The 24,328-nt window shown below is 70.5% G+C and carries 23 protein-coding genes; 9 read left to right on the forward strand and 14 right to left on the reverse strand.

Features of this window, described 5'->3' with window-relative positions; genetic code table 11:
• Window positions 1–159: 159 nt before the first annotated feature.
• Genes ACZ6S6_RS01435 through ybaK form a run of 3 tightly spaced genes read left to right on the forward strand, consistent with a single transcriptional unit; the run spans window position 160 to window position 2,472 of the window.
• Complete coding sequence (locus ACZ6S6_RS01435; RefSeq protein WP_362953652.1) at window positions 160–1,197, forward strand: hypothetical protein; 1,038 nt, start codon at window positions 160–162, stop codon at window positions 1,195–1,197.
• 5 nt (window positions 1,198–1,202) lie between these two features.
• Window positions 1,203–1,946: an LON peptidase substrate-binding domain-containing protein gene (locus ACZ6S6_RS01440; protein WP_362953650.1), complete on the forward strand. Its 744-nt coding sequence runs from the start codon at window positions 1,203–1,205 to the stop codon at window positions 1,944–1,946.
• 22 nt (window positions 1,947–1,968) lie between these two features.
• Entirely contained in the window at window positions 1,969–2,472 is a 504-nt protein-coding gene (gene ybaK / locus ACZ6S6_RS01445; protein ID WP_469702978.1) for a Cys-tRNA(Pro) deacylase, read from the forward strand.
• Between the two features lie 332 nt (window positions 2,473–2,804).
• Here ybaK and ACZ6S6_RS01450 read toward each other — a convergent pair whose 3' ends face one another.
• The 7 genes from ACZ6S6_RS01450 to ACZ6S6_RS01480 all read right to left on the reverse strand — a co-directional run bounded on the left by ACZ6S6_RS01450 (window position 2,805) and on the right by ACZ6S6_RS01480 (window position 9,101).
• Complete coding sequence (locus ACZ6S6_RS01450; RefSeq protein WP_469702980.1) at window positions 2,805–3,629, reverse strand: ABC transporter permease; 825 nt, start codon at window positions 3,627–3,629, stop codon at window positions 2,805–2,807.
• 34 nt (window positions 3,630–3,663) lie between these two features.
• Window positions 3,664–4,569 (reverse strand): ABC transporter permease, encoded by a 906-nt coding sequence (locus tag ACZ6S6_RS01455; RefSeq protein ID WP_469702982.1) that lies wholly within the window; start codon window positions 4,567–4,569, stop codon window positions 3,664–3,666.
• 85 nt (window positions 4,570–4,654) lie between these two features.
• A complete protein-coding gene (locus ACZ6S6_RS01460; RefSeq protein ID WP_469703817.1) occupies window positions 4,655–5,629 on the reverse strand; it encodes an ABC transporter ATP-binding protein in 975 nt (324 codons plus the stop codon).
• A gap of 99 nt (window positions 5,630–5,728) precedes the next feature.
• Window positions 5,729–5,923 carry a hypothetical protein gene (locus tag ACZ6S6_RS01465; protein WP_469702986.1) on the reverse strand — a complete coding sequence of 65 codons (195 nt, stop codon included), beginning with the start codon at window positions 5,921–5,923 and terminating at the stop codon, window positions 5,729–5,731.
• Complete coding sequence (locus ACZ6S6_RS01470) at window positions 5,920–6,342, reverse strand: ATP-binding protein (RefSeq protein ID WP_469702988.1); 423 nt, start codon at window positions 6,340–6,342, stop codon at window positions 5,920–5,922. Before ACZ6S6_RS01470 ends, ACZ6S6_RS01465 begins: the two co-directional genes overlap by 4 nt.
• Window positions 6,343–6,464: 122 nt before the next feature.
• Window positions 6,465–7,679: a helix-turn-helix domain-containing protein gene (locus tag ACZ6S6_RS01475; protein WP_469702991.1), complete on the reverse strand. Its 1,215-nt coding sequence runs from the start codon at window positions 7,677–7,679 to the stop codon at window positions 6,465–6,467.
• Between the two features lie 102 nt (window positions 7,680–7,781).
• Window positions 7,782–9,101, reverse strand: coding sequence for an NYN domain-containing protein (locus tag ACZ6S6_RS01480; protein WP_469702993.1), 1,320 nt, complete (start codon window positions 9,099–9,101; stop codon window positions 7,782–7,784).
• A 278-nt stretch (window positions 9,102–9,379) separates the two neighbouring features.
• On the opposite strand from ACZ6S6_RS01480, the gene ACZ6S6_RS01485 reads away from it, so the two are divergent.
• Window positions 9,380–9,559: a hypothetical protein gene (locus ACZ6S6_RS01485; RefSeq protein ID WP_362953638.1), complete on the forward strand. Its 180-nt coding sequence runs from the start codon at window positions 9,380–9,382 to the stop codon at window positions 9,557–9,559.
• 97 nt (window positions 9,560–9,656) lie between these two features.
• Here ACZ6S6_RS01485 and dnaE read toward each other — a convergent pair whose 3' ends face one another.
• Entirely contained in the window at window positions 9,657–13,193 is a 3,537-nt protein-coding gene (dnaE, locus tag ACZ6S6_RS01490) for a DNA polymerase III subunit alpha (RefSeq protein WP_362953636.1), read from the reverse strand.
• Window positions 13,194–13,372: 179 nt separating this feature from the next.
• Between dnaE and ACZ6S6_RS01495 the strand changes: the two genes are divergently transcribed.
• The 4 genes from ACZ6S6_RS01495 (at window position 13,373) to ACZ6S6_RS01510 (ending at window position 16,960) form a co-directional block, all read left to right on the forward strand.
• Window positions 13,373–14,701, forward strand: a complete 1,329-nt coding sequence (locus ACZ6S6_RS01495) for a DUF2252 domain-containing protein (RefSeq protein WP_362953634.1) — start codon at window positions 13,373–13,375, stop codon at window positions 14,699–14,701.
• Between the two features lie 166 nt (window positions 14,702–14,867).
• Window positions 14,868–15,200, forward strand: a complete 333-nt coding sequence (locus ACZ6S6_RS01500; RefSeq protein ID WP_362953632.1) for a hypothetical protein — start codon at window positions 14,868–14,870, stop codon at window positions 15,198–15,200.
• Between the two features lie 208 nt (window positions 15,201–15,408).
• Complete coding sequence (locus tag ACZ6S6_RS01505; protein ID WP_362953630.1) at window positions 15,409–16,170, forward strand: hypothetical protein; 762 nt, start codon at window positions 15,409–15,411, stop codon at window positions 16,168–16,170.
• Window positions 16,142–16,960, forward strand: coding sequence for a thioredoxin domain-containing protein (locus ACZ6S6_RS01510; protein ID WP_362953628.1), 819 nt, complete (start codon window positions 16,142–16,144; stop codon window positions 16,958–16,960). Before ACZ6S6_RS01505 ends, ACZ6S6_RS01510 begins: the two co-directional genes overlap by 29 nt.
• Before the next feature lie 64 nt (window positions 16,961–17,024).
• Here the strand turns inward: ACZ6S6_RS01510 and ACZ6S6_RS01515 are convergent, their stop codons facing one another.
• The gene (locus tag ACZ6S6_RS01515) at window positions 17,025–17,603 is read right to left on the reverse strand and encodes a dienelactone hydrolase family protein (protein WP_362953627.1); all 579 of its coding nucleotides are present in this window, start codon (window positions 17,601–17,603) and stop codon (window positions 17,025–17,027) included.
• 37 nt (window positions 17,604–17,640) lie between these two features.
• Here ACZ6S6_RS01515 and ACZ6S6_RS01520 point away from each other — a divergent pair, with 37 nt between their 5' ends.
• Window positions 17,641–18,762, forward strand: coding sequence for a mechanosensitive ion channel family protein (locus ACZ6S6_RS01520; RefSeq protein WP_362953800.1), 1,122 nt, complete (start codon window positions 17,641–17,643; stop codon window positions 18,760–18,762).
• A 22-nt stretch (window positions 18,763–18,784) separates the two neighbouring features.
• Here the strand turns inward: ACZ6S6_RS01520 and ACZ6S6_RS01525 are convergent, their stop codons facing one another.
• From ACZ6S6_RS01525 to ACZ6S6_RS01545, 5 genes are all read right to left on the reverse strand, one after another.
• The gene (locus ACZ6S6_RS01525; protein WP_469702996.1) at window positions 18,785–20,371 is read right to left on the reverse strand and encodes a Na+/H+ antiporter; all 1,587 of its coding nucleotides are present in this window, start codon (window positions 20,369–20,371) and stop codon (window positions 18,785–18,787) included.
• 257 nt (window positions 20,372–20,628) lie between these two features.
• Complete coding sequence (locus ACZ6S6_RS01530; RefSeq protein WP_362953623.1) at window positions 20,629–21,111, reverse strand: GNAT family N-acetyltransferase; 483 nt, start codon at window positions 21,109–21,111, stop codon at window positions 20,629–20,631.
• Window positions 21,108–22,049, reverse strand: coding sequence for an RluA family pseudouridine synthase (locus tag ACZ6S6_RS01535; protein WP_469702998.1), 942 nt, complete (start codon window positions 22,047–22,049; stop codon window positions 21,108–21,110). Before ACZ6S6_RS01535 ends, ACZ6S6_RS01530 begins: the two co-directional genes overlap by 4 nt.
• A gap of 42 nt (window positions 22,050–22,091) precedes the next feature.
• Entirely contained in the window at window positions 22,092–22,745 is a 654-nt protein-coding gene (lspA, locus tag ACZ6S6_RS01540) for a signal peptidase II (protein ID WP_469703000.1), read from the reverse strand.
• Between the two features lie 276 nt (window positions 22,746–23,021).
• The gene (locus tag ACZ6S6_RS01545) at window positions 23,022–23,762 is read right to left on the reverse strand and encodes a TraR/DksA family transcriptional regulator (protein WP_469703002.1); all 741 of its coding nucleotides are present in this window, start codon (window positions 23,760–23,762) and stop codon (window positions 23,022–23,024) included.
• Between the last annotated feature and the right edge of the window lie 566 nt (window positions 23,763–24,328).

Consider the following 24,328-nt stretch of genomic DNA (forward strand, 5'->3'; position numbering starts at 1 on the left):
TCCGGGGCACACCACGCGACCGCCACCCCCACAACGACAGAAACAGGCCAGATTCCGCGATTTCCTTTACTTTTTCTTGACCCTCCTGAGAGCAACCCATTCACTCGGCACCAAAGTTTCACAGCCCCCCTCTGGCGCCGCCCGGACCAGCGCTTTTCAATGGTCTGCACCATGCCTTTCCTCCGCGCTCTGCTCCGTACCGCGCGCATGATCCGGCACACCCCGCAACTGATCGCCGGGTTGCCCGCGGACCATGCGGTGATGCTCGACGCCCCCGACGAGAGGCTGTCGCCCGCGCTGGTCGCCGCCGCGCTCGGGGAGTACGAGCCGGCCGCGAAGCTGCTGGCCACCACCCGGGACGCGGCCGAGTGGGAGAGCCGGGACCGCTATCTGAGGCGGATCGTGGCCTTCGCCCGCAGCCGGGACGGCTGGCTGGGCGACTGGCTGGCCGCCGCCCCGCACGACCCCGACGCGCTGCTCGTCAAGGCCCAGCTCGCCCTGTCCCGCGCCTGGGAGTCGCCCGCCCGCGCGGAGCAGCTGCGCGAGGTGGGGCCGATGATCACGGCCGCGGCGGAGTGCGATCCGCGCGATCCGGTGCCCTGGCGCCTCGCGCTCGACCACGCCCGCGGCACCCATGCGACGCACACCACGTTCGAGACGCTGTGGGAGCAGGCCATACAGCGCTCCACGCACCACTACGGCTGCCATGTCGCCGCCCTCCAGTACCTCTCCGCCGCCTGGTACGGCTCGCACCGCGAGTGCTTCGACTTCGCCGAGCGGGCCGCCGAGGACTCGCTGCCCAGTTCCCTGGTGCAGGCGCTGCCGCTGCGGGCGGCCTTCGCCCTGCTGGCCGAGGGACCGGACGCGCGGACCACCTCGGTGCAGATGGAACGGATCGACCGGGCGGCGGATCTGGCGATCTCCCTCTCCGTCTCCTTCGAGCCGGGTGACCCGTGGCCGGCCGAGGTCCGCAATCTGCTCGCGTACGTGCTGGTCGTACGGGGCCGCTGGAACGAGGCGCTGGAACAGTTCCGGCGGATCGGACCCCACGCCGCCTCGTTCCCCTGGTCCTCGGTGTCCGAGGATCCGCTCGGCCGGTTCCTCGACACACGCGACGGCACCCGGCTCCAGGTGGCGTCTGTGACCCCCTTGCGACACCGGGCCGACCGGGGACGGACCCGCGGCCATTACGCTTGACCGTTGTGACCACCGCTCGCCTGCCTCTGTTCCCGCTGAACGCGGTGCTGTTCCCCGGCCTCGTGCTGCCGCTGAACGTCTTCGAGGAGCGTTATCGCGCCATGATGCGCGAACTGCTGAAGACCGATGAGGACGAACCGCGCCGCTTCGCCGTGGTCGCCATCCGCGACGGCCGCGAGACCGCCCCGACGGCTGCCGGAATGCCGGACCCGGGGCGCGTTCCCGTCGAGCGCGGCCCGGCGGACGGCTTCGGCCCCGATCCCCTCCAGACCTTCCACCGGGTGGGCTGTATCGCCGACGCGGCGAAGATCCGGGAGCGGTCGGACGGCAGCTTCGAGGTCCTCGCGACCGGCACCACCCGGGTCCGGCTGCTCTCGGTGGACGCGAGCGGCCCCTGCCTGACGGCCGAGCTCGAAGAGCTGGAGGAGGATCCGGGCGAGGACGCCGGTGCGCTCGCCGAGGGCGTCCTGCGGGCCTTCCGCAGCTACCAGAAGCGGCTGGCGGGCGCGAGCGAACGTTCCCTCACCACCGGCGCTGACCTGCCCGACGACCCGTCCGTCGTCTCCTACCTGGTCGCCGCCGCGTCCGTGCTGGACATCCCCGCCAAGCAGCGTCTGCTCCAGGCCCCGGACACCGCGACCCGGCTCCGCGAGGAGCTGACGCTGCTGCGCTCGGAGACCGCCGTCATCCGGCACCTGCCGTCGCTGCCCGCGGTGGACCTGACCCGCGCCCCGACCTACCCCAACTGAGCGACCGGAGGGCCACTCCCCCGTGGCGAAGAAGCCGAAGAAGCCGCACCAGTCCGGCGGCACCCCGGCAACGGTCGCGCTGACCGCGGCCGGCACGGTCTTCACCCTGCACGCCTACGAGCACGACCCGGCGTCGGCCTCCTACGGCGAGGAGGCGGCCGAGGCCCTTGGCGTCTCCCCCGACCGGGTGTTCAAGACCCTGGTCGCCGACGTGGACGGCCGGCTGACCGTCGCGGTCGTCCCGGTCGCCGGCTCCCTGGACCTGAAGGCCCTGGCGTCGGCGGTCGGCGGCAAGCGGGCGACCATGGCGGACCCGGCGGCGGCGGAACGGACCACGGGCTACGTCCGGGGCGGCATCTCCCCCCTGGGCCAGCGCAAGCGCCTGCCCACGGTGCTGGACGCGTCGGCACGGACCCACGACACGGTCTGCGTCTCGGCGGGCCGCCGCGGCCTGGAGGTCGAACTGTCCCCCACGGATCTGGCATCACTGACGGACGCGGTCTTCGCGGCGATCGGCCGCGGCTAGGCCTGTCCGGAGCACACCCGGCCCGCCCGGCGACACCCAACCCACCAGCCCACACCCGGCCCGCCCAGCCACACCCAACCCACCAGCCCACACCCGGCCCGCCCAGCCACACCCAACCCACCCCACACCTGAGACCGAGCCCGCACCCAACCCACCCGGCCGCACCCAGCCCGTCCGAGCACACCCGCCCCACCCCCCACCCGTCCCGCACTTGAGGACCGCCCCGCACCCAGCCCGTCCGGCGTTTGAGGACCGGGGTCCGGGGCGGAGCCCCGGTTACGGGAAGGGGCGGGGAGGGGACAAGGCCCGCCGCAGGCGCACCACCCGCCCCGCTACGACCCCGAAGACGGAGCAGGCGGCTCGGGCGACGACGGCCCGGACGGCGCAGGACCAGAAGCCGGCGCGCCCCCAGAGGACGGCGCAGGGCCGGAGGACGACGCGGGCCCGGACGACAGCTCGGGCCCAGAAGACGGCTCGGCCCCAGGAGACGGCGCAGGCCCGTACACCGGCGCACCCCCCGGCGCGTGGTACACCCCCCACTCCGGCTCCGGATCCCGCGGCCCGAACATCGCGGTCAACCCCAGATGCACGGCCGTCGCCGCCAGCGACCACGCCAGCAACGCCCCCTTGGCGTGCAGTTCCAGCGGCGCGTCGAAGATCACGCCCTTGCCGACCTCACGTGCGTGGGCGACCACGTCGCCGGTCGGCCCCAGCCGGGTCCCCAGCTGCCACGCGAGCACCGAGCCGAGTACCCCGCCCACCGCGAGCCCCACCACGAACGCGGCTCCGCCCCGCCGGTGGAACAAGAAGGCCAGCGCACCGGAGACCGCGCCGAAGGCCAGCGCGAGCAGCGCGAACGAGCCGTCGGCCCCGATCGCCTCCTCGCCCTCGCTGTCGCTCAGGAAGACGGCCGTGTTGTCGGAGACCAGCGGCACCCGGGGTGCCAGCCACAGCCACAGCAGCCCGAGCCCGACACCCGCGACCGTCACCGCCGCACAGACGAGGGCGGCCCGGCGCAGGTCCGCACCGAGATCCTTCTCCTCCGGCGACTCCAGCAGGGTCCCGAGATGGGAGCCGCCGGGGCCGCCCCCTTTCGGCGGCGTCTGCCACGGATCGTGGGGCGAGGGCTGGTGCGGCGGCGTCAAAGGTGCTGTCACCGTGCCATCGTGCCAGGCGTCCCTGTGTCGCGCCTCACCGGACCGCTGCCCTGCGGTACGCCCAGGTCGCCACGGCCAGCGAGAGCACGCCCACAACGGCGCAGACAGCCAGGTCGAGGGCGACGACCGCCCAGTCGGGGTGGGCGTCGAAGGAGCGGGCGAGCGCCTCGACCCCGTACGTGGAGGGCAGCAGATCGCGTGCCCAGCCGATCGGCTCCGGCAGCCGGTCCGCCGGAAGCACGCCCAGCAGCAGCGCCGCGGACATGCCGAGCTGGCCCAGCAGCGTGGCCAGCTCCTGCCGGGGCGCGAGCAGCCCGAGCGCGGCGCCGAGTCCGGACAGGGCCGCGCCGGAGAGCGGGATGACGGCGACGAGCACCCACAGGTGAGTCATCGGCAGCCCGAAGAGCACGCTGCCCGCCACCGCCGTGACGATCGTGCCGGGCACGGTGAAGGAGGCGTACGCCCCGGCCGCCCCGAGCACCACGGCGGCGGGCGGCACCGGCAGGGTCGCGTAGTGGTCGAGCCCCCCGCCGGCCCGCAGCTGCCCGAAGTACTGGGCCAGCAGGTTCAACGCGACGAAGGCGACGACCAGGACGCTGGACCCGGCCACGACGGCCCGCGCCTCGGAGCCGCCGTCGACGACCCCGCGCATCAGGACCATGATCCCGACGGACTGGAAGGTCGCCACGAAGAGCAGCGGGATGCGGGCGACCCTGGCCCGGGAGATCTGGGCCCGGTAGACCGCCGCGAGCGAGGGGAACAGCCGGGCCCTCGGGGCGAGCTCCGCGGCCTCGGTGCTCCGGCCGTCGGCGAAACCGTCCCGGCAGGTCGGGCGGGTCCGGCCGGACCCGCCGGACCCGCCCGACCTGCCCGACGGCTCGGAGTGTGCCGGCCGCCCGGTCTGCCCGGCCATCGCCTCCGTGGGAACGATGCTCGTCACCTGGCGCTGCTCCTGTTCGGTCCCTGCCCGGCCGCACGCCCGCACCGGTCCGCTCCGGCCGAGCCGCTCGTCGCACGCGTCGCGGTCATGACTTCACCAGCCCCTTGGTCGCGCCCCCGCCGAGCGCCAGGTAGACATCCTCCAGGCTGGGCGTCGCCAGGGTGAAGTCGTCGAGCGCGGCGAAGGCCGCACCACCGGTCACCGCGGCGACCGCCGCACGCGCCTCGTCGGGCCCGAGCCGCAGCACCCAGCGGCGTCCGGACTCCTGCGCTGACGCCCGCAGCGCCGCGACCTCGGGCACGTCCAGCGGTGCCCGCTCGCGCCACACCAGCTCCACCCTGACCTCGCCCGCCACCTGCTCCTTGAGCCCGGCCGGGGTGTCGCAGGCGATGACCTTGCCGCGGTCGATGACGGCGACCCGGTCCAGGACGGTCTCGGCCTCGATGACGTTGTGGGTGACCAGCAGCACCGTCGCACCGCGCTCGGCACGCCGCCGGTCGACGGCGGCCCAGACGGCGCGCCGGGCAACGGGGTCCATACCGGTCGTCGGCTCGTCCAGGACGAGCACCGGACGCTCCCCGACCAGCGCGGCCGCGACGCAGGCGAGCCGCCGCTGCCCGCCGGAGAGCTTCTTCAGGGGGCGGCCGGCGATCTCGCCGAGGCCGAGTTCGTCGAGTACCGCGTCGCGCTCGGCGCGGGCGTCCCGTACCGGCAGGCCACGCAGGCGTCCGGTGGTCTCGGCGGCGAGCGCCACCGTCAGCTCGTCGAGCGCGGTCGATTCCTGGCCGAGGTAGCCGATGAGCCGGGAGGCCCGTTCGGGGTGGCGCACGAGGTCGTGGCCGAGCATGTCGACGCTGCCGGAGTCGGGCCGCATCAGCCCCGTGAGCTGCCGTACGAGGGTGGACTTGCCGGCGCCGTTGGGGCCGAGCAGTCCGAAGATCTCGCCGCGCCGGACGTCCAGGCTGATGCCGTCGGTGGCGCGTATCTCGGGGCTGGCGGGTGTACCGCGCCGGCCCCGGGCCGCGGGATAGGTCTTGACCAGGTCACGCACCGCGCACACGGTGCCGTCCGCCGTCTGCGCCTGTGCTGTGCCCGTACTCACGAGGTACGAGAGTACGGGGTCCGGGCACCTCCATTACGCCCGGGGCTTTCCGCGTACCTACAGCCGGTGCCGCATCTCCTCGCGCGGCGTCACCACGGTCAGGCGGTCAGGCCGGCCGGAAGTCCACCGGCCGTAGCCGCACTCGGGCCGCAACACCCACACGGCACCGCCCTGTACGTCCGTGACGATCCCGAGCCGGTCGGCGTCCCCGTCGTGAATCAAGTCGCCCACCCAGGGCTTTCGCCCGGTCATCCCCGCCCCTCCCCGTACAGCTCCGCCCACACCCGCTTGCCCCACGGCAACAGCTCAGTGCCCCAGCTCTCGGCCAGTTCCCCCACAAGGGCGAGGCCCCGCCCTCCCTCGCGCTCCACGTCCGGTTCCCGGTACACCGGGAGCACCTTCGAGAAATCCACGACGCCAACGCACACGCGTGCCACGCCGGGGCGGTCGACGCTGACCCGGATGGATTCCCTCCGGGCATGCCGGACGGCATTGGACACCAGCTCGGAGACGATCAGGGCGCCGTCGTCGGCCAGGGCGTCCAGGCTCCAGACCGCTAACCCCACCCGCACCAGGCGCCGGGCACGCGCGGCGCTCTCCGGCTCGCGTGGCAGGGTCTCGCTGTAGCCGGCGTGCCCGGTCGGGCGTGCCCGCGTCGCGGGTTGCGGCATGTCGGCGCTCCTCGAAGCGGTGGCCGTGCCCCCGGCCGCTCGCGCGGTGCGGGGATTGTCATGCCAAGGCTCGCCGTCCCCGTCACGCCACTCCAGGGACGGAGCGTCCCACTTTCACCACGCTATTCGGCGACGCCCAGGAACTCCGCCAACGGCCGGAGGCCCGGAGGGTGGTTGGGCAGCGCCCACAGGTCACGCACGATGGCCACGGCCAGGGTGTGGTGCTGCATCCACGTCGGCGCCACCCGGCGAAGGGACTCCAGAGTCTTCACCGCCCCCGCCGCGTCCCCGATGTCCGTGTGAGCCCGCGACACGTCCAGCAGCAGCCACGTACGCCAGGACGGCGGGGTGTCCTTACTCAGCCGCATGCCCTTGGCCAGCTTGAGGGCGTCTTCGGGGTGCCCGTACTGGACGGCCAGGCGGACCCGCTCGATACGGACGGACGACGGGCTGAAGACGCTCACCATGCGGTTGTCGCCGCCGTCGGACAGCTTCGACACCCGGACGGCTTCCGTCTCCGCCACCTCCATCATCGCCGCCGCCCGCTCGTAGTCACCGCTCCGTGCCGCTGACGTGGCGGCGCTCATGGTCAGCGCACCCCAGACCTTAAGGCCGTCAGCTGTCGATGCGTGACCCGCCCGCTTCATCTCGTCGGCGGCACGGAGCGCGATGCCCAGCGCGTCTTCCAGTCGCCCTTGCCGTTGGTAGGTCCACGCGGTGGAGTTGACGATCATCGGTACGAGCAGCGGGTCCGAGGACTGCCCCGCTGCCTCTATGGCGCGCTCCAGGCTCGTCAGCGCGAGGTCCGTCTTACCCATCCGCACGGCGACGTGGCCGGCCAGCTGGAGCGCCTTGCCCCGGGCCGCGAAACCGGCCCTGCGGTCGTCCTCGCTCTCCGAGGCCGTGGCGGTGCGCGCATCCGAGAGCATGTCCGGCAGCGCCTTCATCACCGTGTCGAACTCGGCGGCGTGGTACTGCGTCCAGCCGTCCGCGATCTGCTCCCGGAGACGGTCCAGCGAGAAGCCGGGCCCCGGCGGCTCCGGCTCGGGCCCGCGGAGGACGGGCATGATGGCGCGGCGCACGGCCACGAACCGGGGTCCGTCGCTCTCCCCCGTGGAGGACACCGCGGGTGGATCCCCCAGGAGTGTGGTCAGTTCCACGCCCAGGCCGTTCGCCAGTGCGTGCAGTGTGGGGAGGCGGGCCGAGTGCTTCCGTCCCTGTTCGAGCTGGCGGATCACATCGACAGACACGCTGGAACTCTCGGCCAAGTCCTCTTGTGTCAGGGCGGCCAGACGACGCAAGCGGCGCAGCGTTCTGCCCAGGTCTTCGTTTGCCACGCCGCCACGGTACGCCGTCACGCTGTCCGGCTGCTTCGCTGCCGAATGAGCCGGACCGGCCATGCGGACGGGCAGCACCACGGAAGTCGACCCGATGCGGCCTCAGTCCCCGGCCGGCGCCGGTTTCTCCGTCCGCCCCACCGGCGGAGCGTGCTTGTCGGGCAGCGGCGGCGCGTGCTCCGCGGCTGCCCGTACATCGATCTCGCGCCAGAATCCCGCCCGGATCGCGTACCGGTCGTGCTCGTCGATCTGGTCGTCCTTGTGCGCGAGCAGCCCGAACCGGGCGGCGTACCGCAGCAGCTCGCCGTCGATGCGGTGCGGGACGCGGGGGTACATGGTGGACAGCTTCTGGAGGTGGACGGTCTCCGGCAGCCGTTCCATCCAGCGCCGGGCGAAGACCTGCCCCACCTCGAACGGGTCGCCGCCGACCGTGGTGATGTCCTCCTCGCGGTCCGCCCAGCGCTGCTCGGCGCTGGTGACCTGGGCCAGCGTCGGGAGGGACGCGGTCTCCGGGGGCTCACCGAGGGGGCCGCCGCGCTCCACCCAGCCCCGGTCCGAGGACCAGCGCAGGGTGGCGTTGGCGGCCGGCGGCTGGACGGGGGGCTGGGCGGGCTGGGCGCCGGGGCCGCGCAGGGTGCCGGCGAGGTCCTTCGGGGTGGGGACGCCGCGGCCCGCGTGGCTGTGCGGGGCGGGGGCGGAGGAATCGTCGGACGGTTCGGCCGCGCCGTCGCGGGCGGCCTCGGCCTGGGCCTGGGAGCCCCGCTCGGCGGAGGCCGCGAGGGCCGCCTCGGGCAGCGGTGCGGAGAGGATCGCGGCGATCTCGGAATTCCGTGCGGCGGGTGACGGCGCGCACGCGCCGCCGGTCTCCTTGGCGCGTACGGCGCGAGTGATCCAGGCCCGGTCCAGCACGCGCCGCTCGTCGGCCTCGGCGACGAGGTCCTCGGACTGGTTGTAGTCGCCGTCGGCGGCCTGGACCGCCCAGAGGTGGACGGCGACGCCGTGTTCCTTGGCCGACATCAGTCCGGGCAGCAGATCGCCGTCGCCGGTCACCAGGACCACATCGGAGCAGGCCCGGTTCCGCGCGAGCTCGGTGAGCTCGGCGTGCATCGCCGCGTCGACACCCTTCTGCGCCCACCGCCCGTCACTGCGGGTGAGGGCGCCCAGGCGCACCGTCACCCGTGGCATGACGCGCAGTCTGCGGTGCTCGGGCTGCGGTACGCGGTCGGGGGCCCCGTCGAACCAGTAGATCCGCAGCAGCGGCTGTTCCGTATCGGCCTCCGCCCGCTCCCGGAGCCCCTGGATCAGGGCCGCGTGGTCGACGGTGATGCGGGAACGGGCGGGCTCTCCGGCCAGCAGACTCGCGGCTGCGCCCAGCAAGTAGCCGGCGTCCACCAGGACGACGCAACGGTCCACGCGTTCCACCCTCTTCCAGGAATTCGGGAACGGGTTCAGCGGGTCCGGCGTTCGGAGCGCGGCGTCGCACCCTCCGATGACCGGACCCGCTTACTCAGGGTTTCCTTCGAGTCTGCCCGACCACGCGTGGGTTAACGGCCGGAACTCGATCATCGGCGTGGCGGATCCGGAAAACGGCGCATCATACCCCCTCGCTACGCACGGTAATGATCCAACATGCGATGTTTATCCGGTTATGTGAATCTGACAGCGGTCCTGGCCCCGAGAGTCCCCATAGGAGGAACACCATGGCCAAGAACAAGAACCGCAAGCAGGGCAGCCAGCAGGACCGCGCTACCGAGTCGGAGCGCGGTGAGCAGGAGGCACGGTCGACGGCTTTCGAGTCGCAGAACCAGTCTCAGGCGCAGTCCCAGGGCAGCCCTGCCGATGTTGCGCGTAAGCATCAGCGGCGCTTCGGCCACAACTGACCGGACTCCTCCGGTACGGCCACAGGCCGGTAGCCGAGAGGGGCGCTCCCGCTTTCGCGGGGCGCCCCTCTCGTGCGTGTGCGGTCGGCCGGGAGTCTCAGCCGGCCAGGCAGGACGGGCCGAGCAGCACCTTCAGGTCACCGAAGAGCGCCGGGTCGGCCTTCACTCGGTGCCGGTCGAGCCGGAGCACCGTGGTCTTGCGGGGGCCCTGGAGCCTGATCCGCACCTCCGTGTCGCCGCGGTGGCTGTTGAGCACCTCGCCGAGCCTGCTGACCATGGGCGGGGTGATCTTGACCGTGGGGATGGTCAAGATCACGGGGGCGTTGGTGCCCGCGTTCGAGATGTCGGGGACCTGCATCTCCATGGCGACGAGCCGGGGCACGTCCTCCCGCTTGTCGAGGCGTCCCTTGACGAAGACGACGGTGTCCTCGACGAGCTGGGTGGAGACCAGCTGGTAGGTGGCGGGGAAGAACATGCACTCGATGGAGCCGGCCAGGTCCTCGACGGTGGCGATGGCCCAGGCGTTGCCCTGCTTGGTCATCTTGCGCTGGAGGCCGGAGATGATGCCGCCGATGGTGACGATCGCGCCGTCGCTGTGCTCGCCGCCGGTGAGCTGCGAGATCGCGGCGTCGGACTTGTCGCTCAGCACGTGCTCGATACCGAAGAGCGGGTGGTCGGAGACGTACAGTCCGAGCATCTCGCGCTCCTGGGCCAGCAGGTAGGACTTCTCCCACTCGATGTCGGAGAACTCCACGTCGAGCCCGAAGCCCGGCTCGTCGCTGTCCTCCTCACCGCCGCCGAAGAGGTCGAACTGTCCCTCGGCCTCCTTGCGCTTGACCTGCACCACGTTGTCGATCATGGGTTCGTGGTGTGCGACGAGCCCCTTGCGGGTGTGGCCCATCTCGTCGAAGGCGCCGGCCTTGATGAGGGACTCCACCGTCCGCTTGTTGCAGACGACCGCCTCGACCTTGTCGAGGAAGTCGGGGAAGCTGCCGTACTTCCCCTTAGTCTTGCGGCACCGGATGATCGAGTCGACGACGTTCTGACCGACGTTACGGACGGCCGTCAGCCCGAAGAGAATGACGTCGTCACCCTGTGCGGCGAAGTTCGACTCGGACTCGTTGACGTTCGGCGGGAGCACCTTGATGCCCATGCGGCGGCATTCGTTGAGGTAGACCGCCGACTTGTCCTTGTCATCCTTGACCGAGGTCAGCAGCGCCGCCATGTACTCGGCGGGGTAGTTCGCCTTCAGGTAGCCGGTCCAGTAGGTGACCAGGCCGTACGCGGAGGAGTGCGCCTTGTTGAAGGCGTATCCCGCGAACGGGACCAGCACGTCCCACAGGGCCTTGATCGCGGCGTCGGAGAAGCCGTTCTTCTTGGCGCCGGCCTCGAAGAGGACGAAGTTCTTCGCCAGCTCGTCGGCCTTCTTCTTGCCCATGACGCGGCGCAGGATGTCGGCCTCGCCGAGCGAGTACCCGGCGACGATCTGGGCGGCCTTCTGGACCTGCTCCTGGTAGACGATCAGACCGTAGGTGAGGCCGAGGACCTCCTTGAGCGGCTCCTCCAGCTCCGGGTGGATCGGGGTGATCTCCTGGCGGGCGTTCTTGCGCTCGGCGTAGTTCGTGTGCGAGTTCATGCCCATCGGGCCCGGCCGGTACAGGGCCGAGACGGCGGAAATGTCCTCGAAGTTGTCGGGCTGCATCTGGCGCAGCAGCGAACGCATCGGCCCGCCGTCGAACTGGAACACCCCGAGCGTGTCGCCGCGGCAGAGCAGCTCGTAGGTCTTGGGGTCGTCCAGCGGGAGGGCCAGCATCTCCAGGTCGACGCCCTTGTTGGACTTCACCATCTTGATGGCGTCGTCCATGATCGTCAGGTTGCGCAGCCCCAGGAAGTCCATCTTGAGCAGGCCGAGCGACTCGCACTGCGGGTAGTCCCACTGCGTGATGGTGACGCCGTCGGAGTGGCGCACCCAGACCGGGGCGTGGTCGACGATCGGCTCGCTGGACATGATGACGCCCGCGGCGTGCACGCCCATCTGCCGGACCAGGCCCTCGACGCCCTTCGCGGTGTCGATGACCTTCTGGACGTCCGGCTCGTTCTCGTACATCCCCCGGATCTCGCCCGCCTCGCTGTAGCGCGGGTGCTTGGGGTCGGTGATGCCGTTGAGGTCGATGCCCTTGCCGAGGACGTCGGCGGGCATGGCCTTGGTGAGCCGGTCGCCCATCGCGTACGGGTAGCCGAGGACGCGGGCGGAGTCCTTGATCGCGTTCTTGGCCTTGATCTTGCCGTACGTGCCGATCATGGCGACCTTGTCGGCGCCGTACTTCTCCGTCACGTACCTGATCACCTCGACGCGCCTGCGCTCGTCGAAGTCGATGTCGACGTCGGGCATGGAGACGCGCTCGGGGTTGAGGAACCGCTCGAAGATCAGTCCGTGCTCGATCGGGTCGAGGTCGGTGATGCCCATCGCGTACGACACGATCGATCCGGCGGCGGAGCCACGGCCGGGGCCGACCGCGATGCCGTTGTTCTTCGCCCACATGATGAAGTCCGCGACGACCAGGAAGTACCCCGGGAACCCCATCTGGATGATGATGTCCATCTCGTACTCGACCTGCTTCTGCCGGTCCTCCGGCACCCCGGCGGGGAAGCGCCGGTTCATCCCGACCCGGACCTCCTCCTGGAACCAGGTGATCTCCGTGAAGCCCTCGGGGATGTCGAACTTCGGCATCAGGTCGCGCTTCTCGAACATCCCGGTGGTGTCGATCTGCTGCGCGACGAGCAGGGTGTTGGCGCAGCCCTGCTGCCAGGCGTCCGAGGAGTCGACGGCGTACATCTCGTCCGTCGTCTTCAGGTAGTAGCCGGTGCCGTCGAAGCGGAAGCGGTCCGGGTCGGAGAGGTTCTTGCCGGTCTGGATGCAGAGCAGGGCGTCGTGCGCGGTCGCCTCGTTGGCGTACGTGTAGTGCGAGTCGTTCGTCACCAGCGGCGGGATGTCCAGCTTCCGGCCGATCTCCAGGAGCCCGTCACGGACCCGGCGCTCGATCTCGATGCCGTGGTCCATCAGCTCCAGGAAGTACTTGCCCTCGCCGAAGATGTCCTTGTAGTCGGAGGCCGCCTGCACCGCCTCGTCGAACTGCCCGAGCCGCAGCCGCGTCTGCACCTCGCCGGAGGGGCATCCGGTGGAGGCGATCAGCCCCTCGGACCACTGGGAGATCGTCTCCTTGTCCATGCGCGGCCACTTCTGCAGCCAGCCCTCGGCGTAGGCGTCGGAGGACAGCTTGAAGAGGTTGTGCAGGCCCTTGGCGTTCGACGCCCAGATCGTCTTGTGGGTGTAACCACCGGATCCGGAGACGTCGTCGCGCTTCTGGTGCGGCTGACCCCACTGGATCTTCCGCTTGTGCTTGCGCGACTCCGGGGCGACGTACGCCTCGATCCCGATGATCGGCGTCACATTCGCCTTGGCCGCCGAGTGGAAGAAGTCGTAGGCGCCGTGCAGGTTGCCGTGGTCGGTCATCGCGATATGGGACATGCCCATCTCGTTGCACGCCTCGAACATGTCCTTGAGCCGCGCGGCACCGTCCAGCAGCGAGTACTGGGTGTGGACGTGAAGGTGCGTGAAAGGCGGCTTGGTCACGGCGCTGTGCCTCCGGGGGAACTGGGGATGGCGGGCTGGGGGGTGTCCCGAAGTCTACGTCTCCGAGGTGACAACGGACGGGCACTCCGGGATACGGTCGCGCGTTGGAAGAGCGGGGACGCCCGTCCCATTTGTCATGTACGTCGTCACGCACGCCAGGTACCAGGAGGCACCCAGAGATGTCGGAAACGCAGACCGGCGCAGCGCAGCGCGGGGAGCAGATCCTTGAGGTCTTCGACACCGCCTTCGGGGAGCTGCTGGCCGCCGACCCGGCTGCGTTCCAGGTCAAGTTCCGCAAGATGGCGGGCTCGGCCTTCGCCTTCTACCGGGGCACGGCGTGCCTGTTCTACGGCGACCTGGAGCGGGAGCGGCACGGCGGCCCGTATCTCGACGAGCGCACCGGCCGGGTGTGGATCCACGGCGATCTGCACGCGGAGAACTTCGGCACGTACATGGATGCCAACGGCCGGCTGGTCTTCAATGTGAACGACTTCGACGAGGCGTACGTCGGCCCGTTCACCTGGGACCTCAAGCGCTTCGCCGCGTCGGTCGCCCTGATCGGTTACGCGAAGGCGCTGAGCGACGAGCAGATCACCGAGCTCGTCCGGATCTACGCGGCGGCCTACCGCGAGCGGATCCACGCGCTGGCGACGGGCGCGAAGAACGACGAGGTGCCCCCGTTCACCCTGGACACCGCCGAGGGCCCGCTGCTGGGGGCGTTGCGCGACGCCCGGTCGCTGACCCGGTTCTCGCTGCTGGACTCGATGACCGAGATCCGTGACTTCGAGCGCCGCTTCGCGGACGGCGCGGGCGCGATCGACCTGGACGCGGCGACGCGCTACAAGGTCCTCGCGGCGTTCGACGGCTATCTGGAGACGCTGCCGGAGTCGAGCCTGACCCGCCCCGACTCCTACCGGGTCAAGGACGTCGTCGGCAGGCGCGGGATCGGCATCGGATCGGCCGGCCTGCCCTCGTACAACATCCTTCTGGAGGGCAACAGCGACGCCCTGGAGAACGATGTGGTGATCTACCTCAAGCAGGCGCAGACCCCCGCGGTCTCCCGGCACATCACGGACGCGGCCGTGCGGGACTACTTCCAGCACGAGGGGCACCGCACGGTGATCTCGCAGCGCGCGCTCCAGGCGCACGCCGACCCGTGGCTGGGCTGGACCGAGCTGGACGGGTCCGGTCAGCTGGTCGCCGAGGTGTCGCCGTACGCGGTCGACCTGGACTGGTCCGACATCGACGAGCCCGACGAGATCGCGGCGGTCGTCGCCGACCTCGGCCGGGCGACGGCGACGATGCACTCCGCGGCGGACGACGAGAGCGGCCACTCGCTGGTGCCGTTCTCCACCGAGCGGGCGATCGACGCGGCGATCGCGGCGGACGAGGAGGGCTTCGGGGACCTGCTGGTGGAGTTCGCCCACAGGTACGGTGCCAGGGCGCGCGCGGACCACCGGATCTTCGTGGACCTGTTCCGCAACGGCCGGATTCCGGGGCTGGACTGAGACGACCCGGCAAGAACTGACGTCGGTATCCACCGCATACGGGCAATGCCGCAATATCGGGATGGTTCGTTAACCCCTTTACGATCACCATGCAGGGGAGCTATCGTTCTTCCGGTTCCAGCATGTGAAAGAACTGGGGGGGAATGTGAAACTCAAGAGGGCTCTCGTGTCCATTGTCGCCACAACAGCGGCACTGGGGGGCACAACGATTGGCCTGGCATCTTCGGCCGATGCCGCCGGGTACGGATGCGGGAGCAGCGGACACAATAACTCTGACGCCGTCCACAAGGTCGTGGTGGGACACCTGCGCAACGGCCCGGCCGACTCGTGCGCCCAGACCATGTCCGTGGTTCCCGGCGTAACGTTCTACGCATGGTGCGGCGTCTACAACAAATACGGAAATCTCTGGGTGTACGGGCGCGTCGCCGGCAGCGAGACCAAGGGCTGGATTTACTCGGGAAACCTGACCAAGGAATCAGGTTCAGTAAACATTTGCTGAATCCCGGAATTCGTAGTGGCCCATCGGGCTCCTGATGGGCCACTACGAATATCGCGGGGATTTCGATCGCGACGCTCGTCACATACAGTGCAACTGACGTCACCGAGCGGATACACGACCCGCGCCCAGGATCATGATCCGGACGAGCCGCTTCCAGAACATCCGAGACCGCGAATCCCTTACACCCGGGCGTGGCAGAATTGCCGCAATGAACAGGCAGGGGATCGGCCTCCGGGCTGTACGGGCGGCGCTCTTCACGGCGCTCTGCCTGACGCTGTCCGCCGGCGCCCATGTCCTGCTCTCGTCGCTGCCTCTGCCGCTGCCGACGCTAGCTCTGATCGGCGGGGCTATTTTTGCGTGCGCCTTTACCTTCGCGGGAGCCCGGGAGCCGGGCTTCTGGTCCATCAGCGCACTGCTCGTGCCGCTCGAACTTGCAGCGGACACAGTGTTCACCACAGGACAGTACGCGTGCTACGGGCAGGCAGGCGGGCCCATCGCGGGGCCGCTGCGGTTCATGGGCGTGGACCTGATCTGCAGAGGCAGCTCGCTCGGCAACCCGCTGGCACACTCCACAGTGCCCGGCAACGGTTCCGCGCTGATGGCGGCCGAGTCCCCCGCACCCTGGCTACTGCTTGCCGCGCACATCACGGTAGGGCTTGCCGCATCGGCATGGCTGTGGCGAGGCGAGGTCGCGCTCACGCAACTGCTGCGCTCGGTGGCCGCGCTCACAATCCGTCCGCTGCTCATCGCCTTCGTAGCGGTCACGGCCCACCGGGAGCCGCCCCTCACGCAGCCGCACCATGGTGCGTACACGCCCGCCGTACGCACCCGCCTGCTGACTCACTCCGTAGGACGGCGCGGACCGCCGCGCTGTGCCATCCGACTCCCGGCACAGCGATCCACCCCATTCCTCTTCACATACCTACGGAGCCCCCGGAATCATGAGCCAGCGCAACAGCCAGCAAGCTAAGACGGCAGCCCGCGAGCGGCTGCGAGCCGAACGCGAACGTCAGGCCAAGCGGGACAAGGTGAAGCGGCAGGGCACAGTCGCCGGTTCCATTGTCGTCGTCCTGGCGATAGCCGCCGGCGTCGGCTACTTCGTGGTGCAGAACAACAAGCCCGCCCACTGGGAGGCCGCGAAGAGCGAGACTCTGGTCGCACCCAAGAACACCACGGGTGAGAACCACACGACCGTCACTCTGGGCAAGGCCTCCGCGAAGAAGACGATCATCGCCTTCGAGGACCCGCGCTGCCCCATCTGCGCCTCGTTCGAGCAGACGGTCGGCCCGACGATCAAGAAGGACATGGAGGACGGCAAGTACAAGATCCAGTTCGTGGGTGCCACCTTCCTCGACACCAACCTCCAGGGCGAGGGTTCCAAGAACGCCCTCAGCGCACTCGGTGCTGCCCTGAACGTATCGAAGGACGCCTTCCTCGGTTACAAGGAGGCGATGTACTCGACGAAGTGGCACCCCGAGGAGACGAGCGACAAGTTCAAGGACGACGCGTATCTCATCAAGATCGCGGATACCGTCCCTGAGCTGAAGAGCGACGCGGCGTTCCAGAAGGACGTCAAGGACGGAACCTTCGACCGCTGGGCGATCGAGATGTCGAAGAATTTCGACAACAACAAGTTCGACGTCGAGGGCTCCCCGTCCTTCGTCACGAACGGCAAGAAGATCACCGGCCCCGACGGCAAGAACGCGCCGGGCACGGTTGCCGACTGGAACACCGCAGTGGACAAGGCGCTGAAGGGCTGATCCGCCCCGCACCCCCGAGGGGCCCCGCGCGACGCCTCCGTGCGCCGCGGGGCCCCTCGCGTCCTCACAGCGTGGCGAGGAAGCCGATCGCGACCTTCCAGGCCAGCTCGGCCGAGGCCTGGTCGAAGTCCGGCAGTTCCGCGTCGGTGAACACGTGGCCCGCGCCGGGGTAGCGGTAGATCTCGACGTCGGCGCCGGTCCGCCGCATCTGGAGGTACCAGGAGTTCAGCCAGTCGTGCGTCTCGTACGGGTCCGGGTCCGCGACGTGCAGCTGTACGGGCAGCTCGTCCACCGAGGCGCTCGCAGCGATGTCCGAGGTGCCGTGGAAGAGCAACAGCCCGCGCGCCTTCGCGTCCCCGAGCGCCAGCGTCTGGGCGATGGACGCGCCGAGCGAGAAGCCCGCGTAGACCAGTCCGGAGTCGGAGTAGGGCGCGGCGGCCAGCACGGCCCGCTTCAGCAGCTCCTCCTTGCCCGTCTCCTGCTGGAAGGCCAGTCCTTCCTCGACGGTCCCGAAGGTGTGCCCCTCGAAGATATCGGGCAGCCGCACCTCGTGGCCGGCTGCACGCAGCCGGTCGGCGGCCGCGTGCACCGCGGGGCGCAGACCGTACGTCGAGTGGAAAAGCATGATGTTCATGAGGCCCATGGTGCCAGTTACCGTCGAGAGCTTGGAGAGCGACAGGATGGAGAACCTACTGCGTCCACTGATCGTCGTCGGCGGTTCGGTGGTGATCACGCTGGCGGTCGGATGGCTGGTCGACCTGCTGCTCAGACGGGCCGACGGGCGGCATCACGAGACCCCGTTGTGGGGTCTGCTGCGGCGCTGCGGGATACCGTTCCAGCTCACGTTGTGCACGGCGCTGCTGCGGGCCAGCTACACCCACACCCAGCTCGACCTGATCAAGGACCACCGCACGGGCATCGGGCAGGTGCTGACGCTGGTGATGATCGGCGCCTCGGCCTGGCTGGTGCTGCGGATCGCCATCGCGGTGGTGGACTCGGTGTACGCGCGCTACGCGGCGAACACCCGGGACCCGGCGCGGGTGCGGCGGGTGCGGACGCAGGTGACGCTGATCCAGCGGGTGGTCACCGCCGTGGTGACGACGGTCGCCGTCGCCGCGATGCTGCTGACGTTCCCGGCCATGCGGGCGGTGGGCACCTCGATGCTGGCGTCTGCCGGTGTCCTCGGCATCGTCGCGGGCGTCGCCGCCCAGTCCACGCTCGGCAACCTCTTCGCGGGCCTGCAGATCGCCTTCGGCGACATGGTGCGGATCGGTGACACGGTGGTGGTGGACGAGGAGTGGGGCACGATCGAGGAGATCACGCTGACCTTCCTCGCGGTACGGACCTGGGACGAGCGGCGGATCACGATGCCGGTCTCGTACTTCACGAGCCAGCCCTTCGAGAACTGGTCGCGCGGCGGGGCCCAGATGACCGGTTCGGTCTTCTTCCACCTGGACCACTCGGCGCCGGTCGCCGCGATGCGCGAACAGCTGCGGGACATCCTGGGCGACTGCGCCGCGTGGGACGGCCGGAACTGGTCGCTGGCCGTCACCGACACCACCCCGTCCACCGTCGTGGTGCGCGCGGTGGTCACGGCGAAGGACGCGGACGACATCTGGACGGTGCGCTGCGCGGTCCGGGAGCAGCTGATCGGCTGGCTGCGCGATCACCATCCGTACGCCCTGCCGCGCATCGCGACGGCGCCCGCGGCGCTGCCGCCCGAGGACAACTGGCCGCTCGGGTCCCACCCGAACGGGAAGCCGGGCAACCGGGACCGGGCGCCGCGCACCGGGCGCGGCTGACCCGGCCCGCCCCGGGGCCGGGTCAGCGCAGGCTGCGTACGTCCAGCTGCCGCAGCACCCGGTCGACGATCTCGGGGTCGGCACCGGCCTCGCTGCGCGCGGAGAGCACCGCGTGGCGGGCGGCCGACAGCATCTCGCGCTGGATGCGGCTGATCTCCCTGAACCGCTCGGCGCGCTTCGCGTACGCCTCGCGCCGCTCTTCGTCGACCATGTCGGGGCTGATCCGCGCACCCACGTCGTAGGCCAGCCGCTGGAGGCGCTCCACGACGTCCTCGGGGAACTCCTCGACCTCCTGGATCTCCTTGAGCCGCTGCCGGGCGGCCCTGGCGGCCCGGATCGCGAGGTCCTTCTCCAGCGCCTCCTCGGCATCGGTGTCCGCCTTGACCCGCAGCTTGCGCACCAGCCACGGCAGGGTCAGGCCCTGGAGGACCAGGGTGACCATGATCACGGCGAAGGCGATGAAGACGATCTCGTCACGGCCGGGGAAGGGCTTTCCGTCGTCCGTCTTCAGCGGGATCGCGAGGGCCAGCGCGACCGACGCCACCCCGCGCATCCCGGCCCACCACATGACGACGGTCTCCCGCCAGCCGGTGGGGATCTCCTCGCTGACGTCACGGCGGGTGTGCAGCCGCTTGGCCAGCCAGGTCGCGGGCAGCAGATAGAGCAGCCGGACGCCGACGACGACCGCGACGACGGCCAGGGCCCAGCCGGCCATCTCCAGTTCGCGCCCGTCTGCGGTCCCGAAGACGTTGTGGAGTTCGAGGCCGATCAGCCCGAAGGCGACCCCGGTGACGAGGGTGTCGACGATCTCCCAGAAGGTGCGGCCGGTGAGCCGGCCCAGGACGTCGTCGGCGTCCGCGGTGTGCTCGGCGAGGAAGAGCGCGGTGGTGAGGACGGCGAGGACGCCCGAGCCCATCAGCTCCTCGGCGAGCACGTAGCTGACGAACGGCACCAGCAGGGTGAGCCCGACCTGGAGCGTGGCATCGCCGAGCAGCCCCATGAGCTTGATGGTGAGCCAGCCGAGCGCGACGCCCACCGCCACGGCGACGACGGCGGACAGGATCAGCAGCCCGAACGCCTCCGGCAGCGAGAACGTGCCGCTCACCGCGGCCGCGATCGCCACGTGGTAGAGCACGATCGCGGTCACGTCGTTGAACAGCCCCTCGCCCTCCAGGATGGAGACGAGCCTGCGGGGCAGCCCGACCGAACCCGCGACGGCGGTCGCCGCGACCGGGTCGGGCGGTGCGACGAGCGCGCCGAGCGCGACGGCGGCGGCGATGGGCAGCCCGGGGACGATGGCGTTCGCCACCGCGGCCACGGCCGCCGTCGTCAGGAAGACGAGCGCCACGGCCAGCAGAAAGATCGGTCGTCTATTGGCCGCGAACTGCCGCCAGGAGGTGCGCTGGACGGATGCGTAGAGCAGCGGCGGAAGCAGCGCGGGAAGGATGATCTCAGGCGGGATGTCCACATTCGGTACGAAGCTGAGGAAAGCCATCCCGACGCCCACGAGCGTCATCAGCACCGGCGCGGGGAGCCCGAGCCGGTCCCCCAGCGGCACGGTGACCACCGCCCCCAGCAACAGCAGGAGCAACAGGGCCATTTGGTCCACGAGGTGCCTTCCGGAGCGCGGCGAGCCGGCCTCGGTGATCGGCCGATCCGGGGTTCAAGCCTGCCACGCACGTCGCACAAACCCGGCAACACCCCCGCAACACAGCCCTCCTGACCGACCATTCCTCCGATGTTTCCGCGGTCAGCCCTCTTCCGCCGCTCCCTCCGGGTACTTCGGCACCGGGACGTGATGCGGCGCTCCATGGACCACTGGGTCTGGGCCTGCCGGGCCGGCCCGGGGCCGGCCCGGCGGAGGGCTCAGCCGTTCAGCGCGCGGCGCATCGCCCGGTGCGGGATGCCCGCGTCCGGGAACTCGGGCCCGTAGGCCTCGTAGCCGAGCCGTTCGTAGAAGCCGAGCGCGTGCGTCTGGGCGTGCAGGTCGACGGCGGCGAGGCCGAGGTCACGGCCCGCGTCCTCGATGGCCCGCACCAGCGCCGCGCCGACCCCGAGGCGGCGCGCCCCGCTGGTCACCGCGAGCCGGCCCAGCGAGCCGACCGTGAGGTCGCCGCCGGTCTTCGCCACCGCGCCGGGGCCGTGCAGCAGCCGTCCGGTGCCGAGCGCCGTGCCGTCCGCCGCGACGGCGATGACATGCACCGCGTCCGCGTCGTAGGCGTCGTACTCGATCTCCTCGGGCACGTTCTGCTCACCGACAAAGACGTCCTTGCGGACCTGGAAGCAGGCGGCACGGTCCTGCTCGCCGGCGGCGGTGCGGGTGGTGTACGAGGGGGGCGTGCCGGTCATTCGCTCTCCGCCGCGATCCGGTCCAGGGCCTGCTGGAGGTCGTCCGGGTAGGTGCTGGAGAACTCGACCCAGCGGCCGTCCGAGGGGTGCTCGAAGCCGAGCCGGACGGCGTGCAGCCACTGCCGGGTCAGGCCCAGCCGCTTGGCCATCGTCGGGTCGGCGCCATAGGTCAGGTCGCCCACGCAGGGGTGGCGGTGGGCGGACATGTGCACCCGGATCTGATGCGTACGGCCGGTCTCCAGCTTGATGTCCAGGAGGCTGGCGGCGCGGTACGCCTCGATCAGGTCGTAGTGCGTGACCGACGGCTTGCCCTCGGCGACGACCGCCCACTTGTAGTCGTGGGTGGGGTGGCGGCCGATGGGGGCATCGATGGTGCCGCTCATCGGGTCCGGGTGGCCCTGGACCAGCGCGTGGTACTTCTTGTCGACGACCCGGTCCCGGAACTGGGCCTTCAACAGCGTGTAGGCGCGCTCGGACTTGGCGACGACCATCAGCCCCGAAGTGCCGACGTCGAGCCGGTGCACGATGCCCTGGCGCTCGGCGGCGCCCGAGGTGGAGATCCGGTACCCGGCGGCGGCGAGGCCGCCGATGACGGTGGTACCGGTCCAGCCGGGGCTCGGGTGCGCGGCGACGCCGACCGGCTTCATGATCACGACGATGTCGTCGTCGTCGTGGACGATCTCCATGCCCTCGACGGGCTCGGCGACGATCCGCACCGGTGCGGCAGCCTGCGGCATCTCCACTTCCAGCCAGGCGCCGCCGTGCACCCGTTCGGACTTCCCGGCCACCGAACCGTCCACCTGTACCTTCCCGGCGGCGGCCAGCTCTGCGGCCTTGGTGCGGGAGAAACCGAACATGCGGGAAATGGCGGCGTCGACACGCTCGCCTTCCAGGCCATCGGGTACGGGCAGGGTTCGGATCTCGGGATGCGTACTCACCTGTCGAGTATGCCTTGCGCGTCCTAATCCTTGCGCCGCGTCCTAATCCTTGTGCACGGTGCCGTCGGGGTCCAGGCCCTTGAAGGAGAGGATCACGATCAGGATGCCGCCGCAGACGATCGAGGAGTCGGCCAGGTTGAAGACGGCGAAGTGGGCGGGGGCGATGAAGTCGACCACCGCGCCCTCCATGACGCCCGGCGCCCGGAAGATGCGGTCGGTGAGGTTGCCCAGCGCACCGCCGAGCAGCAGCCCCAGGGCGATGGCCCACGGCAGGCTGTAGAGCTTGCGCGCGAGCCGTGCGATCACCACGATGACGGTCGCCGCGATGATCGTGAAGATGATCGTGAAGGCCTCGCCGATACCGAACGCGGCTCCGGCGTTGCGGATCGCGTCGAGCCTGAGCCAGCTGCCGAAGATCTCGATCGGCTCCTGGTGCTCCAGCTTCGCCACCACGAGCATCTTGCTGCCCAGGTCGAGCAGGTAGGCGAGGACGGCGACGCAGAAGAGCAGGATGATCCGGCGCCGGCGCGTGGCCGGCGAACGGTCGACCGCCGCTTCCCCGTCCCCGTCCTCGGCGCTCTCCGCCGCCTGCCCCTCCGGGGCCGCGGCCCCGTCGCTCTGCTCCGGCCCGGCGCCTTCGTGTCCCTCAGCCTCAGGGATGTCCGGCGTACCGATGATGCTCTCCGCCTCTGCCACGTGAGTCCCTCAACCTAGTTCCCGACTGAGGACGAGGGTACGACACACCGGCGGGGACCAGGGCCTGTCCGGCGGACCACGGCCGGGATCGCGGCCCCGGTCCGCCGGACAGCCCTAGGGTCTTCCGTTTGGATCAGGCTGGATCAGGGAGCGGGGGCCGGTGCCGTGCATCGCAAGGCGGAGGAGGGAGTCAGGGCGGAGTCCTGGCGACCGACGACAACGCCGCGAGGTGCGGTGCCGGCCCCCGCGAGCCCAGCATGATCCAAACGAGAGGCCCTAGCCGCGTCGCTCCTGCTTCTGTTTGTCCTCGACGCACAGGGTGGCCCGGGGGAACGCCTGCATCCGCGCCTTTCCGATCGGATTGCCACAGATCTCGCAGAGCCCGTACGTCCCCGCGTCGAGGCGGGCGAGCGCGCGTTCGGTCTGTTCCAGCATCTCCTGGGCGTTCGCGGCGAGCGACATCTCGTGCTCGCGGGTGATGTTCTTGGTGCCGGTGTCCGCCTCGTCGTCACCCGCCCCGTCGCCGGAGTCCCGCATCAGCCCGGCCAGGGCCGCGCCCGAGGTCTCCAGCTCGTTGCGCAGCCGGGTGATCTCGCCGGTCAGCTCGGACCTGGCGGCCGCGACCTCCTCCTCCGTCCAGGGGTCCTCGCCCGGCCGTACGGGCAGTTCCCCGGGCGTGGTCGCGGCGGCGCGGGCCGGGGGCACCGGGGTCGCGCTCCGGCCGGCGGTCCGGGTCCTGGCCGCGCTCTTCTTGGCTACCACCGTGTGGGCTCCCGTCTGCTCGGCGGCCTCGGCCGCCCCCGTGGCCGCCGAGGCGGCTTTCTTCGAAGCCTTCTTGGCCGTGGTCTTCCCGGCCGCGCTGTTCTCCGGCGCGGCCTTCTTCGCCGCCGCCTTCTTGGTCGCCGTTTTCCTGGGCGCCGCCTTCTCGGCAGCCTTCTTCGTCGCCTTCTCCTCGGCGGCCGCGCCCGTGGATCGCGCCGACGCCGTCTTCTTTACGGCGGTCTTCTTCGCCACCATGGCCGCGGCCCCTTCACGCATTGTGATCTTGCTCGCGAGTCGTGCTGGGACGATAAGTCGACCCCAGCCCCGCGGCAACGGGGCACGCCGCCGAATCGCCCCTCCCCGTGTCCGGATCACAGCGCGCCTGAATCCGTTGTGCCCAGCTCCCCGCCCGGTAATCCGCCTTCCGCTCCCCCGCCGGGCCCCACCAGGACTCCGTACGCCGGGTCTGGCCATTCGGGTCACGCCGGGCCCGTCCTCAAACCGGTCGGCCGCCGCACCCCGGGGCCCGTACACTGACGGCAGCGAGAGGCGTGGATGGGACGAGTAGCGTCGTACGCAGCCAGGAGCGACCCGGGGACGGTGGGAGCCCGGGGGCGAGCGCGTCGTGAAGATCACCCTGAGCCGCCGGAGGAAAGCTTTGGACAGTGGGCTCCGACCACTGGCGCAAGGCGAGTAGAACCGGCTTCGCACCCCAATGAGGGGGCCGCGGGCGCACGCCCGGGGCCAAGGAGGGTGGTACCGCGGGAGCCCGACGGGTTCTCGTCCCTCCGACGGAAGTGGAATACGTCCGCCGGAGGAAG

The organism is Streptomyces sp. NPDC048671 (genome assembly GCF_055587045.1).